At 36.7% G+C, this 15,652-nt stretch carries 13 protein-coding genes; 1 reads left to right on the top strand and 12 read right to left on the bottom strand.

What is annotated here, in order from left to right; translation table 11 throughout:
* Positions 1-10 precede the first annotated feature (10 nt).
* The 10 genes from BFM98_RS17265 to putP form a co-directional block, all read right to left on the bottom strand.
* A complete protein-coding gene (locus BFM98_RS17265; protein ID WP_048394201.1) occupies positions 11-772 on the bottom strand; it encodes an iron ABC transporter ATP-binding protein in 762 nt (253 codons plus the stop codon).
* The gene (locus tag BFM98_RS17260) at positions 769-1,722 is read right to left on the bottom strand and encodes an iron chelate uptake ABC transporter family permease subunit (protein ID WP_004231949.1); all 954 of its coding nucleotides are present in this window, start codon (positions 1,720-1,722) and stop codon (positions 769-771) included. The genes BFM98_RS17265 and BFM98_RS17260 overlap by 4 nt, the downstream gene beginning before the upstream one ends.
* Positions 1,715-2,665, bottom strand: a complete 951-nt coding sequence (locus tag BFM98_RS17255; protein ID WP_048394199.1) for an ABC transporter permease — start codon at positions 2,663-2,665, stop codon at positions 1,715-1,717. The genes BFM98_RS17260 and BFM98_RS17255 overlap by 8 nt, the downstream gene beginning before the upstream one ends.
* Positions 2,666-2,949: 284 nt before the next feature.
* A complete protein-coding gene (locus BFM98_RS17250) occupies positions 2,950-4,002 on the bottom strand; it encodes a YkvI family membrane protein (protein ID WP_054549616.1) in 1,053 nt (350 codons plus the stop codon).
* 51 nt (positions 4,003-4,053) lie between these two features.
* A complete protein-coding gene (gene menC, locus BFM98_RS17245; protein ID WP_066038008.1) occupies positions 4,054-5,160 on the bottom strand; it encodes an o-succinylbenzoate synthase in 1,107 nt (368 codons plus the stop codon).
* Positions 5,161-5,181: 21 nt separating this feature from the next.
* On the bottom strand, positions 5,182-6,006 hold the full coding sequence (locus BFM98_RS17240; RefSeq protein WP_066038007.1) for a GNAT family N-acetyltransferase: 825 nt from the start codon (positions 6,004-6,006) through the stop codon (positions 5,182-5,184).
* Positions 6,006-7,151, bottom strand: coding sequence for a M20 peptidase aminoacylase family protein (locus BFM98_RS17235; RefSeq protein WP_048394190.1), 1,146 nt, complete (start codon positions 7,149-7,151; stop codon positions 6,006-6,008). Before BFM98_RS17235 ends, BFM98_RS17240 begins: the two co-directional genes overlap by 1 nt.
* A gap of 204 nt (positions 7,152-7,355) precedes the next feature.
* A complete protein-coding gene (locus BFM98_RS17230; RefSeq protein ID WP_048394189.1) occupies positions 7,356-8,843 on the bottom strand; it encodes a peptide MFS transporter in 1,488 nt (495 codons plus the stop codon).
* A gap of 400 nt (positions 8,844-9,243) precedes the next feature.
* Complete coding sequence (hflX, locus tag BFM98_RS17225) at positions 9,244-10,530, bottom strand: GTPase HflX (RefSeq protein ID WP_066038006.1); 1,287 nt, start codon at positions 10,528-10,530, stop codon at positions 9,244-9,246.
* A gap of 133 nt (positions 10,531-10,663) precedes the next feature.
* On the bottom strand, positions 10,664-12,151 hold the full coding sequence (gene putP, locus BFM98_RS17220) for a sodium/proline symporter PutP (RefSeq protein ID WP_066038005.1): 1,488 nt from the start codon (positions 12,149-12,151) through the stop codon (positions 10,664-10,666).
* Between the two features lie 198 nt (positions 12,152-12,349).
* Between putP and BFM98_RS17215 the strand changes: the two genes are divergently transcribed.
* The gene (locus tag BFM98_RS17215; RefSeq protein WP_066038004.1) at positions 12,350-13,510 is read left to right on the top strand and encodes a class I SAM-dependent methyltransferase; all 1,161 of its coding nucleotides are present in this window, start codon (positions 12,350-12,352) and stop codon (positions 13,508-13,510) included.
* Between the two features lie 62 nt (positions 13,511-13,572).
* Here BFM98_RS17215 and BFM98_RS17210 read toward each other — a convergent pair whose 3' ends face one another.
* Both BFM98_RS17210 and BFM98_RS17205 read right to left on the bottom strand, forming a co-directional pair.
* Entirely contained in the window at positions 13,573-14,892 is a 1,320-nt protein-coding gene (locus tag BFM98_RS17210) for an ABC transporter permease (RefSeq protein WP_048394182.1), read from the bottom strand.
* 1 nt (position 14,893) lies between these two features.
* Positions 14,894-15,580, bottom strand: a complete 687-nt coding sequence (locus BFM98_RS17205; RefSeq protein WP_048394180.1) for an ABC transporter ATP-binding protein — start codon at positions 15,578-15,580, stop codon at positions 14,894-14,896.
* Positions 15,581-15,652 lie beyond the last annotated feature (72 nt).

Here is a 15,652-nt window from a genome sequence, read left to right as displayed (position 1 = left end):
TGGACTATTTTTACGAATTAAAATAAACACAAATTCGACAGCCATCCTGCTCTTGAACAGGAATATCCATATCATAAATTTCCTTCAATGCATGTGAGTTAATAATGTCATTTGTAGGACCATTTTTAACAACACGGCCATCTTTTAATGCAACAATATGGTCAGAGTAAACAGAAGCAAAATTAATATCGTGTAAAACGATAACCACTGTTTTGCCTAACTCATCAACCAACTTACGTAAAATCTTCATAATCTGGACAGAATGCTTCATATCTAAATTATTTAATGGTTCGTCCAGTAAGATATATTCAGTATCTTGGGCAATAACCATTGCGATAAATGCACGCTGACGTTGACCACCTGAAAGCTCATCTAAATAATTATGTTGCATATCTTCTAAATTCATATAGCGAATAGCTTCATCCACTTTTTCTTCGTCTTCAGGTTTTAAGTGTCCTTTTGAGTAAGGGAAACGGCCAAAAGATACAAGCTCACGAATCGTTAGACGAACATTCATAAAGTTTGATTGCTTTAAAATCGATACACGTTTAGCGAAATCATCTGATTTCCAGCTACGTACATCTGCCTTATCGAGTAGTACTTCACCAGTATCTGCATTCAGTAAACGACTCACCATAGAAAGTAGCGTGGACTTCCCTGCACCATTGGGTCCAATAAACGATGTGATTTTTCCTGAGACAATATCAACACTTACATCTTGAACGACAGGTTTTTTACCAAAAAACTTTGTAATTTCTTTGACTTGTATCATCCTGCTGACCTACTTTCTCTTAATAATAAGTAGATGAAGTAAACCCCACCCACAAAATTAATAATGACACTAAGTGTAGTAGTGAAACTAAATAAACGTTCAACCATCCACTGTCCACCGACTAAAGCTACAACACTCATTACACAGGAGCCAGTAATTAAGATGGAATGCTTGTATGTTCTGAAATACTGATATGATAAATTTGCAACGATTAAACCAAAGAACGTGATCGGACCAACAAGCGCTGTTGAAACAGCAATCAAAATTGAAGCTAAAATTAACATACGTTGTACCAGCTTATCGTAAGGTACACCTAAATTTATAGCTGTGTCTCGTCCTAAAGACATGACGTCTAATTGATTCATATGACGAGCACCGTAGATAAATGTTATTAAAATGATAACGCCTGCTAGCCAAACTAAATCTGAATTAACATTATTGAAACTTGCAAACATTTTACTTTGTAAGCCTAAAAACTCATTCGGATCTATTAATACTTGGAAGAACGTTGTAATACTTCCTAAGAACGTACCAACAATCATCCCAACAAGCAGTAAAAAATAAATCGGTCGCTTTCCTTCTTTAAACAATACTCGGTAAAAAATTAAAGCGAATAGAATCATCGCTCCAATTGCAAGCGTAAAATTATAGTAGATATTAATAACTAATATGGATGTAGAGCCAAAGAAGAAGTAGATGCATGTTTGAATTAACATATACAAAGCATCTAAACCCATGACACTTGGCGTTAAAATTCGATTATGTGTAATTGTTTGGAAAACTACTGTTGAATAGGCAATCGCTATACCCGTTAATGCCATTGCCACAACCTTTATGACACGGCGTGGAAAAGCATAGTGATAATTACCATTGAGTTCCCAAAATAAATATAGGACAACTGCTATAACAGCGAGACCTAGTAAAATGAACATTTTTGTACGATTACGCATATGCTCTCCCCCTAAACAACATGAATAGGAAGATGGCACTTCCAATTACACCAACAGTCATACTTATTGGTATTTCATAAGGGAAAATCAGTACTCGTCCTAAAATATCACAGAATAACAAGAATGACATACCAAGTAATGCTGTGTGCGGCAAGGTTTTTGCCAGATTATCACCTTTAAACAGAGAAATAATGTTCGGAATAATCAAACCAAGAAATGGAATGATACCGACTGTTAACACCACTGTCGTGGAGATAAGAGCTACCAACACCAAGCCTAAATTGACTACAAATTTATAGGATAGACCAAGATTTTTTGCAAAATCCTCTCCCATCCCAGCTACTGTAAAACGATTTGCGTAAATGTAAGCTAAAATGAGTATTGGTACACTTACGTATAACAGTTCGTAACGGCCTTTCATGATTAATGAGAAATCTCCTTGTAACCATGCAGAAATGTTTTGGATAATATTCGCCTTATATGCAAAGAATGTTGTAACAGAGGACAAAATATTCCCAAACATTAAGCCAATAAGCGGTATAAAAATCGCATCTTTAAACTTAATTCGGTTTAATATTTGCATAAATAGTAATGTGCCGGCTAAAGCAAATATGAAAGCGAAGGAAATTTTTTGGAAATACGTAACGTTCGTAAAGAACATCATGGAAATCAATACACCCAACCGTGTGGCATCTAATGTACCAGCTGTTGTTGGTGAAACGAATTTATTCCTACTTAAGCTTTGCATAATTAAACCAGCAATACTCATACCTGCACCCGCTAGCAAGATTGCAACAAGTCTAGGTACACGACTAATTAAAAATAGTCTAGCTTCTTCTGATTGGAAGTCTAATAGGTCGCTAGGCTTAATATCTACTACTCCGATAAAGAGCGACACAATAGACAGCAAAACAGTTGCTGTTAAAAGATATCTTATTTTCATAGTAATCCCCGGTAGATTTCATTTTTGTGTGTAACTCACTTATTAGTGAAAATGATTATCATTACTCACGATTTCCATTATAAGCATGATTTTATTCTCAGTCAACCAGCAAATGAGAATTATTCTCGTTTTATTAATGATTAACTAAAAAATATGCCAAATTAACGAAATATCAGCATTACCGTAAATTAATCAACAGAAATAATTCACTATTTCTACAATATTTTTATCCAAATAAAAAGGTAATTGAGAATAAAATCTATCCCTCAATTACCATTTCTATATTAGATAATTTTTTTAGTGCCTCTTAACCATGCAGAAATAATGAATATGATTAATACTAACCCAACATAGCCCATCACTGCATATAGTTTAGCTACTAGCGTTGTAAACCCTACAAGACTTGCTAGAAAACCAAGACCACCTATAAATATAACTGCAATCCTAAAGCTTGCTCTACTAGGCTCGAAAAACCTTACCATAAAGGAATATAGCATCCCTACTGCCGTATTATAAATCATTCCCAAAAGAGAAATAGTCATTAATACTCCAACAATCGGATGAATTTCATTCGCTAACGCTAGCATCGGAATGTCTAATCCAACAATGATATTCATCTTTGCTAAAAGGGAGAAATTCACAAGTAAGATTAAAGCACCTAACAAAATCCCACCAATTATACCACCCATGCCAGCTACCTTATGATTGCGTATGGATCCACACATAACAGTCAGTAAAGAGAAGCTAACCCCTACATTGAACGACATGTACAATAAAGCCGTTACCCACCAACTTTTCTCACTTATTTGAGCCTGTTGAGCAATAACAGCTTGCTCTGCAAAGGTAAAATCCATCGTTGCAATAGCATAGATAGCGATGATGGAGACAACGGTTAGTAGATAGGGGGTTGCTAGTGCAATGATATTAATGATGCTTTTCACATCCATCATGACAGTGGCTACTGTAAGCAAGATCATACAAATACTCCCTAGCCAAATAGGCAGTCCAAACATTTGCTGAAATGTTGCACCAGCGCCAGCAAACATGATGACAGCTACACCAAATAAAAAGAGTGATAGCACTAAATCCAAGACAAAGCCCATAGTATTCCCTGAAATTTGATAAATCAAATCCTTATGGGACGATGTGCGAAGCTTAGAGCTCACTTGAGCAACACACATTCCAACAATTGAGAAACCAACCATAGCTAACAATGCTCCATATATTCCTTTAAAGCCATAGCTTGTAAAATAAAGGACAATTTCTTGCCCTGATGCAAATCCTGCTCCAACGATAATCCCCACATAGGCACCACCGATTTGCAAGCTTTTTTTCAATCAGTTCTCTCCTCGTTTTCCTATATACTAAATGATCGACTAAGTACTGCCTTATTGATAGATTTCTTTGCTAATTGTTAATTTATCAATCACAGCCATATTAGGCTTAAAACCAATACCTACCGACTGGGGTACCTCAATATAGCCATCTTTGACTTTTACTTCAGGATCAATGATATCCTCGTACCAATAATGACTAGAACCTGCTGTATCGCCAGGTAAAATAAATTGGCTAAGAGACGTTAAGGCAACATTATGTGCTCGTCCAATTCCAGCCTCTAACATACCACCACACCAAACTGGAATATGGTTTGCTTTACATAGGTCATGTATTCGTATTGCTTCCGTTAAACCACCTACTCGTCCAATCTTGATGTTTATGACACCACAGCTTCCAAGTTCAATTGCTCGTCTGGCATCCTCATATGATGTGATGCTTTCATCTAAGCAAATAGGCGTTTTTAACTTTTTCTGCAATGCTGCATGATCGACAATATCATCAGTAGCTAATGGTTGTTCGATCATTAATAAATTAAAATCATCAAGCTGCTGTAGTATTTCTATATCCTCTAATGTATAAGCAGAGTTTGCATCAACCATCAAGGGTAAATTTGGAAATTCCGCACGAATTGCCTGTACTATCTCTACATCCTCTCCAGGCTTTATCTTAATCTTCACCCTTTTGTAGCCTTTTTCAATATGACCTTTTATTAATGCTATTAACTGAGAGATAGAGGGTTGGATACCCACACTGACTCCTACTTCAATACGTAGTTTTTGACCACCTAACGCCTGTGCAAGTGATTGCTTTGTTTGCTGAGCATAGATATCCCATACAGCACCCTCAATTGAAGCTTTCGCCATGCAGTTTCGCCGAATAGGTGCAAATAATGAGGTTACCTCATCTGGATGCCCAATCTTTTTATGTAACAAGATGGGTATCAAAAAATCTTGTAGCATATGCCATGTTGTCTTTAATGTTTCTTCCGTATACCATGGTGCTACAAAAGCAACAGTTTCTCCCCACCCCGTCGTCCCTGATTCATCTTTTGCTTCTATCAGTAACATTTCCTTTTCATCAACTGTGCCAAAACTCGTAGTAAATGGTGCTTTCATAGGCATTTTTAAATGCCTTAATGTAATCTTTTCTAATCTCACATTGTTCACTCCTTATCATTATTATAAAGCTAATAAGGAGCGTCTGACTAACAGATAGCTATGAACATATTCTGGATGTTTCTTCATGCGTACGATGGCATAATCTTGGTTAAATAATGTTGTTAAGATTGTGCGAATTTTATAACGCCAGTCCTCTGCAAGTTTTGGACTTTCCACTTTCATTTTCTGTAGAGATTGAGGGATCGGTAAAAGATAGGCATCTTTATAAAAAGATTGATTTAACTGAAATGTATTTTCTACATCTAGAACTGGTAATCCGTCTACTGTTAATGTCCAAGGTACAATTTCCTGTGCTACTTCTTCTAATTCATCAAGGCTATCTGCCATTTGATCACGCTCGATCCACCATTCAACGACAAGTCTATCTGAAGGTAGTCCTTCATTAAAGTCATCTCGAAGTGGACCATAATAATCATTTTCATATTGATAACTAGTGGCGTTCAGTTTTAGAAATGCTAGATTCGCTAAACGCGCCTCTAATGGGTCAATTAACCAGCGGACAAGTTGAAAACCATGCTCTTTTGCATATTCTTGTTGGGCATGCTTCAATAATTCACCCACACCTTGTTCACGATATGCTTTTTCTACACCAATCATGTGCGAATGTAAGTACATTTCTCTATTCCGATAGCCAACGAAGCAATAGTTAAAGCCAATTAGCTTTTCTTCTAAATACGCTCCTAATACGATTCCCCCATTTTGTACAGCAGCTAGTAATTGATGGGAGGGGATTGCTTGACTGCCCCATATTTCAGCATTTAATTTTTGGATCTCTGCAATTTCTTTCGGTGTCGTTACTTTGTGAATTCGCACTTGCTCTAACATTACGCTGACGCCTCCTTTTTATGCCCTGACTCCAAAGCTAATAAAACTGCTCTTGTAAGTATCTCCACTCCCGTGACAAGTCTTGCTTGTTTAAATTTCATTTTCGGATGATGCAAGCCTGGTGTTAATCCACAACCCAAGCCCAGCATTGTTGTTTTTAAATGCGGCCGTTGTACAGCATAATGGTGAAAATCCTCTCCTCCAGGTGTATGAACAGGCTTTCTTAAATTTGATAATCCAGCAGCCTGTATAATTGCCTGCTCCATTAAATATTGAGCACTTGTATCAACTTCAGCAGCTACGATATTGGCCACCGTACGTAATTCAATTTGTACTTTATGCAACAATTTAGAGGAATCGATCACACGCTTTACGCCTTGTGCTAAATCGTCCATCACCTTGTTTTGTTGTGCACGAATATCAATCGTAAATGAGGCATTACCTGGGATAATATTGCCCGAATCTCCCCCAGCATGGAATTTCGTCATCTTTACAGATACAGGAACCATAGGATCTGTATGAATGGTTCGCAAATCTTCGATGATTGTTGCACCTACTTCAATGGCATTAATACCTAGGTGCGGTCTTGCAGCATGAGCATCCTCTCCGATAATTTCGCCTTCAAGTAAACGAGAGGCACCATGATATAAGGCTGCACAATAAGTGCCGTCCTCTAGCTCATGAACAGGTCTTACATGGACACCAAATAAATAATCTAAGTCATCAATAACACCTTCTTCTAATACAGATAACGCTCCAGTTCCTTTTTCTTCAGCAGGTTGGAAAATAACGCGGATTGTACCATTAATAGATTGCTGTAGTTCTTTTAAAAGTAATAGTGTACCAATGGCCATCGTCATATGACCGTCATGTCCACATGAATGATTCGCACGGAAATGACCATCTACTTCTTGCCATAAGGCATCTATGTCTGTTCTTAGTCCTACTTTGGGGTTACCTTTGCCTACATCAACATATAATCCTGTGGAATTTTTAAATCGTTTAGGGGAAAAGCCTTCCTGCGTTAATAGTTCCACTATATAATTGGTGGTTTCTACTTCATGCCAGCTGATTTCTGGATTTGCATGTAAATACGTAAAAATCTCCATTAATCTTGGCCTCAAATAATCTAACTCTTCCTTCATAGATTCCAACCCCTTAAATTTTCATATTATTAAAATTATTATAACGAAAATGATAATTTTCTACATAGAAACTTATACCCACATTCAACAAAATAACTACTTATGATAATATATTTCGCTCTCAGCCTCTTAGATAGACTTTTATTTAGATACAAAAAAAGATGCAAGTACAGTTTTTTTAATAACTGTACTTGCATCTTTCATTTAATTAATACCCTTCATCGCTTTTGAAATAATTGGTGAAAGCACCAATATAATAATCCCGACTACAATAGATAAGGTACCTAAGAAACCAAAGTATGTGAATTCGCTTACAACTTCATAGACCTTAACTAATTGCGCATTAATTGCTTGTGCTGCTGCACTTGTTAAAAACCATAAAGACATCGTTTGCGCTGCGAATGCCTGTGGTGCCAATTTCGTTGTGGCAGATAGACCAACTGGTGATAATAATAACTCACCAACAACCACTAAGAAGAATGACAATACTAACCATAAAGGACTCACTAATGTATCTCCACCAGACAGGTGTGCTGGAATCATCATCACTAAGAATGATAGACCCGCAAAGAACAATGCATATGAGAACTTACGTGGTGTTGTTGGCTGCTTGTCTCCCCATTTAAGCCATAGCATCGCAAATAATGGTGCCATTGTAATAACAAATAATGGGTTCAATGACTGGAACCAAGAAGATTGAAGCTGAATACCACCAAAACTTAGCTGTGTACGCTCATCTGCATAAGTAGCTAAAATAGTTGCTCCTTGTTCTTGAATCGCCCAGAACATTACAGCTGATAAAAATAAAGGAATATAAGCAAGTAGACGAGACTTTTCATCCTTTGTTGTTTTTTTACTGCGATACATATAAATAAAGAATGCAGTTGGAATTAATACACCTAGAGCTGTGATGATTAAACTAAATACATTCATTGTTAAAGTACCAGTTTTAATACCGATAGCACCCAAGATGATAATAAGTAAAGCTGCAACTCCGAATTGCGTAAAGACTTTTTTACGTTCTTCAGGCTTTAATGGGTTGTTTACTTGTAAGCCCGCTAAGCCTAAATATTTTTTCTCTGTTAATTTATAAACAATTAAACCAATAAACATACCCAGACCCGCTAAACCAAAGCCAAGGTGGAAGCTATATTTTTGTCCAATTGTTCCGACAATAAAAGGTGCAATAAATGCTCCCATATTAATACCCATATAGAAAATAGAAAAACCTGCATCACGACGGCTATCTGTTTCAGCATAAATGTCCCCAACAATACTTGAAACGTTCGGTTTTAATAAACCAGTACCCATAACGATAAATGCCATGGAAGCAAATAACATGCTCACACCACCAGGCAATGCTAGCAGTAAATGACCAATCATAATTAACACGCCACCATAAAAAATGGTTTTTCGTGTTCCTAAAACTCGGTCGGCAATCCATCCACCTATAATTCCAGACATATAAACAAGCGAGCCGTAGATGGCCATAATAGAGTTTGCTGTTCCGCGGTCTAGACCTAAGCCCCCGTCATGTAATTCGTAATACATAAAGAAGATAAGAATTGCTCGCATACCATAGTACGAGAAACGTTCCCAAAATTCTGTGAAAAACAAAGTAAAGAGCCCTTTAGGGTGTCCAACAAAACCATTTTGTGGGACAGATTTTACAACTTCATCTTTACTAGACATACAATACCCTCTCCCAATAAAAAATTATTCTACAAAAACACAACTACCCTAATATAAGGATAAAAAAACTTTGTTTCATCATACTAAAGCGTTTTATAAACTTTAGCAAGAGTTTTAAAAAATGTTGAAAATTTGTCATTTTTCTATAAATTCTGATTGATTATTAGATAAATTATTAAATCCTTTGATATATCTAAGTTTTCTCACACTTTATACCTAAAAGATTTTTAAATTTACAATGAATTATTCTAAAATATTTAAAATTCAGATTCCTTACTTTATTTGAAAATTAATACAATTTCTTGAGTACACGTTTTACCTTTGTTCTAGATTCTACTATTCCCTCTAATCACAAAAAGCATGCCAAAAATCTTTTGGCATGCTTTGGGAAGTACATTTTTTAATTAATTACATAGTGCTGATACTTTGCGTAATCTGCTGCTTTTACTTCAAGAGACAATAATGTCCCACCCTCTTCATAGGCTGTATTAAAAACAGAGGCATTCTCATTTAAATAAGAAACAACGTTCCCATGATCATAAGGTATTAACATTTCACACGTTACGTAATGCGAGAAGATGTGTTGACGAATTAGCTGTACTAATTCTTCTAAACCAACCCCCTGCTTTGCTGAAATCCAAATATTATCTCCACTTACCACAGGATATGGAACATCTGCTATATCTGCTTTATTGTATACATAGATTGTAGGAATGTCCTCAACACCAACTGCTTTAAGTGTTTCGTTCGTTACATCCATCATAAATCCGTGCTCTGTATTCGAAACATCCACCACGTGGAGTAAAAGATCCGCATCTCGCGCCTCTTCCAAAGTGGAGCGAAATGCCTTCACTAAATGGTGAGGTAATTTACTAACAAAGCCTACAGTGTCTGTCAGTAAAAAGGTCTTCTTATCAGGTAGTTCAATCTGACGAACAGAAGTTTCAAGGGTAGCAAAAAGCATATCCTTCTCAAAGACTTGCTTGTGCTCTTCTTGTCCTATTTGTGTAAGCAGTTGATTCATAATCGTTGATTTCCCAGCATTTGTATAGCCTACAATCGATACAACCGGAAGAGCGTTTTTACGACGCTGTTTACGCTGCGTTTCTCTCTGTTCCTTAACGTGCTCTAGATCTTTTTTAATTTTAGCAATTTGATCTTCAATTTTTCGTCGATCCAATTCCAGCTTTGTCTCACCAGCACCACGGTTTTTAAAGCCTCCCCCAGTACCTCCACCCTGACGGCTTAAAGAGGCATGCAAACCCACTAAACGAGGTAGCATATATTGAAGCTGTGCTAATTCCACCTGCATTTGGGCTTCACGTGTTTTTGCGCGCCTTCCAAAAATATCTAAAATAAGCATTGTTCGATCAATGACCTTCGTTGCTAAATCACGCTCCAAATTACGGATTTGCGAAGGAGACAGTTCATCATTAAAAATAACGAGGTTTGCTTGTGCTTCTTCATAAAAATTTTTGATTTCTTCTATTTTACCTGTACCCACATAATGGGAAGGTGTCACACGTTCCAAATTTTGCGTGACAGTCCCAACCACTTCTACATGCAAGGCCTCAGCTAAATTTTGTAACTCTTCCATAGAATAGTCAAAGTGCTCATCATTTCGTAAATTCACGCCAACTAGTATGGCCTTTTCAATTAATACATCAACTTCCTTAATTCTATCCATTAGAAACCTCCCACCAAAGCTTGGTGTCGCTACGACAAATTTTCTTCATCTTACCATAATATACCCTTTTTCGTATTTGAAGATCATCGTTAACTTTCCTAAAAAATGCGCCTCATGGAAAGGCGCATCTCAACTATTTTCTTTCTTCTTTTAGCAGGGCTTCTGAGCGTGTGAACTCTTCTTCAATTTCTTTATTTGGTTTATATGTCAGTATACTGACAACAACCGCAACAATTAAACAAACAATGAAGCCAGGAACAATTTCGTACAACGCACTTGATAAAGCATCTACTTTACCCCAAATAAACGCAGTTGCAGCCCCTGTTACCATTCCGCTAAGTGCTCCGTAGTTTGTTAACTTTCTCCAATATAAAGAAAGTAAAATAACAGGTCCGAAGGCTGCACCGAATCCTGCCCAAGCAAAGCCAACTAAGCTTAAGATAGAACTATCTGGATTCCACGCTAGGATTGCTGCAATAATTGCAACAACTAATACAGCCATACGCCCAACAAAAACGTAATGCTTATCGTCTGCTGTTTTATTAAATAATGCTTTATAAATATCCTCTACAAGTGCTGAAGAAGTTACGATTAATTGAGAAGAAATTGTACTCATAACAGCTGCTAAAATAGCCGCCAGCATAATACCTGCTATAAATGGATGGAATAAAATCTGACCAAGTACAATAAATACTGTTTCAGCGTCTTTTAGCTCACCAGCATTTTGCTGATAATAGGCTACACCCACCAAGGCAGTTCCAATAGCTCCAAATAAGCTTAACATCATCCAGCCAATACCAATGCGTCGAGCTTGCTTCGTTTCTTTAACGGAACTAATCGCCATAAAGCGGACGATAATATGAGGCTGTCCAAAATAGCCTAATCCCCAAGCAACTGAAGAAATGATCCCTGCTGCTGTCGCAGTGGCTGGTAATAAATTCAGAAGATCTGGATCAACAGATTTAATAGATGAAATGGTTTCACCTATACCACCTGTTACAAATAAACCAAATAGCGGTACCATAATAAGTGCTAAAAACATAATAAGACCTTGTAAGAAGTCTGTATAACTTACCGCTAAAAATCCGCCAAAAAGAGTGTATGCTACAACTACAGCTGACACAATTAATAAGCCTGTATGGTATTCATAACCAAATGAACTATCGAAAAACTTGCCCCCTGCTACCATTCCTGACGATACATAAAATGTAAAGAATATGAGGATGATGATACCTGAAGCAATTCTAATAAGCTTCGTATGATCACGTAATCGATTATCCAAATAACTTGGAATAGTAATGGAATCATTTGTAACCTGTGTATATACCCGTAAACGTGGTGCCACAAGTAGCCAGTTTAGGTAAGCTCCTATTGTTAATCCAATTGCAATCCAAGCCTCCACAAGACCTGATAAAAATATCGCACCTGGTAAGCCCATTAGGAGCCAGCCAGACATATCCGCAGCACCCGCACTTAGCGCAGTAACCGCCGGACCTAAGGAACGACCGCCAAGCATATAATCTGTTAAATTAGATGTTTTAACAAATGCATACCAGCCAATTGCTAGCATGGCGATCATATAAATAACAATCGCTAATAATTGATACATGTTATCCGACATATTTTCTCCTCCTTATTAATCCTTAGTATCACCAATTTAAAAAGAATTACTGTATTTAAGATACCACGAATATACAATTCCACCTATAAATACTCGGAATTTTTATTAAATTTATTCCGAATACCAAAGATGCCATTGTCTTTTATAAAATGTGTTAAACTAGTGCCATCTATAACACAATAAAGTAGGCGAAAATGTATGACATTTGAAGAAATGAAAGCTCAGCTCACTGAGCAAATTTTGCAACAAAAGCTTGTGACAGCTACAATCAGTCAACCACGTATGAAATCAAATGAAATAAAACGTATAAAATTAAAACCATTAATGTTAAAAAATCAGTACCATATACAAATTGAATACCAATATGAACGGATTTTAAAACATGAAAATATTCTATTGGCTCATTTACCTTCCAAGCTTGACGCGTTTTTTGAGGAGTATCGTCAAGCTCATATTGATTTCGTAGATGAAACGGTACAAGTACAATTATCAAAAAAGAACAAAGTCCTTTGGAAATCAGATAAAACAGCTTCACCTAAACAAGTCCATCTAAGCCATAATCGTAAAAAAAATTATTTACTATCTGATGATCAACCCTATCCATTTTTAATTCGACTGGGGGTACAAACAGAAGAAGGAAAGGTTAAGAAACAAAAGTATGATAAATTTAAACAGATTAACCGCTTCATTGAATTTATAGATGATGCCTTAACCTATTTACCTCAGGATCGACAGGTGAGGATTTTAGATTTTGGTTCAGGAAAATCCTACTTAACCTTTGCTTTGTATCATTATTTAAAAATTGAAAAAGGCTTAGACATTCGTGTTACTGGTTTAGATTTAAAAAAAGAGGTTATTGAAGAGTGCTCAAGAATAGCACAGGATCTAGGCTATGATCAGCTAGAATTTCTTGTAGGAGATATCAATGATTATAATGATGAAAGTGCTGTGGATATGGTGGTGACACTCCATGCATGTGATGTAGCGACAGATATGGCCTTGGCTCGTGCTGTGAAATGGGGAGCAAGTGTCATTCTAAGTGTGCCTTGCTGTCAGCATGAGTTAAATCGTCAACTAAATACACCTGCTCTCGATATTATGTTGCAACATGGACTTGTTAGAGAGCGATTTGCGGCACTTGCTACAGATGCTATTCGAGCTGAAATTTTATCGCTTGTTGGCTATGAGGCACAGCTTTTAGAGTTTATCGATATGGAGAATACACCTAAAAACATATTAATTCGAGCCTATCAAACAGGTAAAAAACCAAATGAAGAGCAACGTGCCAGCTATGATGCCTTCTTAAAATTATTGAATGCAACACCATTTTTAGCGAATGAGTTAAAAGAGTATTTATAACATACAGATGTACTTCAATCCAAATAAAAGGCGATCCAATGTTGATTGGACCGCCTTTTTTATTATAACTCTTGTCGTAAAGCTTGAATAACGTCAATTTTTGTTGCTTTACGTGCTGGGCGATAACCTGAAATCATCGCTACACCAACACTAATGGCTGCTGCAATAATGACTAGTTGCCATGGAATAAGAGAAAATGTTATATCATTTGTTGCAAAAGCTTCCTCCCCTGTTGCCGCCTTAAGAATTAATGGTAATGCTGCATTAGCCGCAAAGCTAATAGCATACGAGATGACAACCGCAATTAGCGTACCAAAAATACCGATAAATGTGCTTTCCATTAAAAATAACCGTTGTATAAGCTTCGGACTTGCCCCAATTGCCTTTAATACACCAATTTCACGTGTTCGCTCTGTCACAGCCATTGTCATTGTATTAAAAATACCAATGGAAGCAATCAATACAGCAATTGTACCAACAAAGATTAAGCCAATTTTTAAGACAAGGAAAAATACATTCATTTGATCTAGTTGCTCTGTTACTGAATATACGCTATAGCCCTTATCTTTTAACTTCTCTAAAATTGGTTTTACGTTTTCTAATGTATCCGCATAAATATTAAATTCAGAGTAAAACAGCTCATCCTCTGCCATGTTATTATCTGTAGATAAATTTTCAACCCATATTGCCTTTTGCTCTTTGTCCATATGAATAGCGTTATCAACCATCCAATCATAAGAAGGTTTCTCCATTACGCCAACAATTGTATAGCTCATTTTTTGCGTTTCATCATTTGTACCCGTGTGAGGAACTAAGGACAGGTCTATGTTCTTTCCAATCAATGATTCTTTATAGCCCTCTTCACTACCATCATAATACGTACCCTCTGCTTCAGCCTTTTTACTTTTTTCCGCAATGACATCACGTTCTTTTTCATTCAATAATGTTTGAGCAAAATGATACCCTACAACAATTTCATTAGATTTCGTTGGATAACGCCCTTTTGCAAGCTTTCCATTTACCTGTTCAAAGTCCTGCATATCTGACAATATTAAATTAGAAGTAGTATCACGATCTTCAAAAAATGATTGTGCGGTAGCATTGACACTAATTGTTTCAAGCACCGTTTCTACATGTTCCATTTTTTTAATTTCTTGTACTTGTTCTTCAGTTAATTGCTTATCGCCATATACTTGAATTTTTGTAACTGTTTCGTTTGAAAGAATTTCATTACGTAAAGATTCCTGTAAACCAAAACCAACGGATGCTAGCACGATTAAAAAGGCACAGCCCATCGTTGCAGCTAGTATCGTCATAAACACACGCAGCTTATTTTTCTTGATATGCTGTGTTACAAAATCTAATTGATCCTTAAATAACATGTTAAGCTTCCTCCTTTACAAGTTCTCCATCGTACATGCGGAAGCGTCTATGTGCGATAGTAGCTACTTCTTCATCGTGCGTGATAATGACAAAAGTTAGCCCTAATTCACGATTTAAACTTTGAATAAGCAATAAGATATCCTGCTCGGTTTCTGAATCGAGACTCCCTGTTGGCTCATCAGCAAGTAATATAGGAGGATTCGTAATAAGGGCTCGTGCAATGCTGACACGCTGTTGCTGTCCACCTGACAATTCATTGGGATAATGGTCTGCTACTTCTGTCAAACCAACCTTGTCCATTAATTTCTTCACTTTTTCTTTGCGCATAGCCTTACGCAAACCCTGTAGCTTTAAAGGTAATTCGATATTTTCAAAAGCAGTTAAACCAGGCATTAATTGAAAGTTTTGAAAAATAAAACCGAATTGACGTAAACGGAAGGCAGCACTTTCTGTTTCAGTTAGATGGGCTGTTTCCTTTCCATTTACTTTAATAGAGCCCTGTTCAGCCTTCATAAAACCAGCTAGAACTTGTAATAAGGTCGATTTTCCTGAGCCACTTTTACCTACAATGGCCACAATTTCTCCTTTATGGACCTCGAAGTTCACACCTTTCAATACCGGCACTTGCTTTTCCTTCCCTCGTTTTCCAATTAAAAATGTATGTTGTAAATTTTCAACCTGAATCATTAGTTAATAAACGCTCCTTTCCTATTCATTTTCCATTGTAGTAAACAATTCTTAATAAAGAGGGAGGATAAA

This window comes from Lysinibacillus sp. AR18-8 (genome assembly GCF_001705465.1).
GTDB lineage: Bacteria > Bacillota > Bacilli > Bacillales_A > Planococcaceae > Lysinibacillus > Lysinibacillus capsici.
The sequence above is the reverse complement of the archived record's forward strand: the minus strand, read 5'-3'. Positions and strand labels throughout refer to the sequence as shown.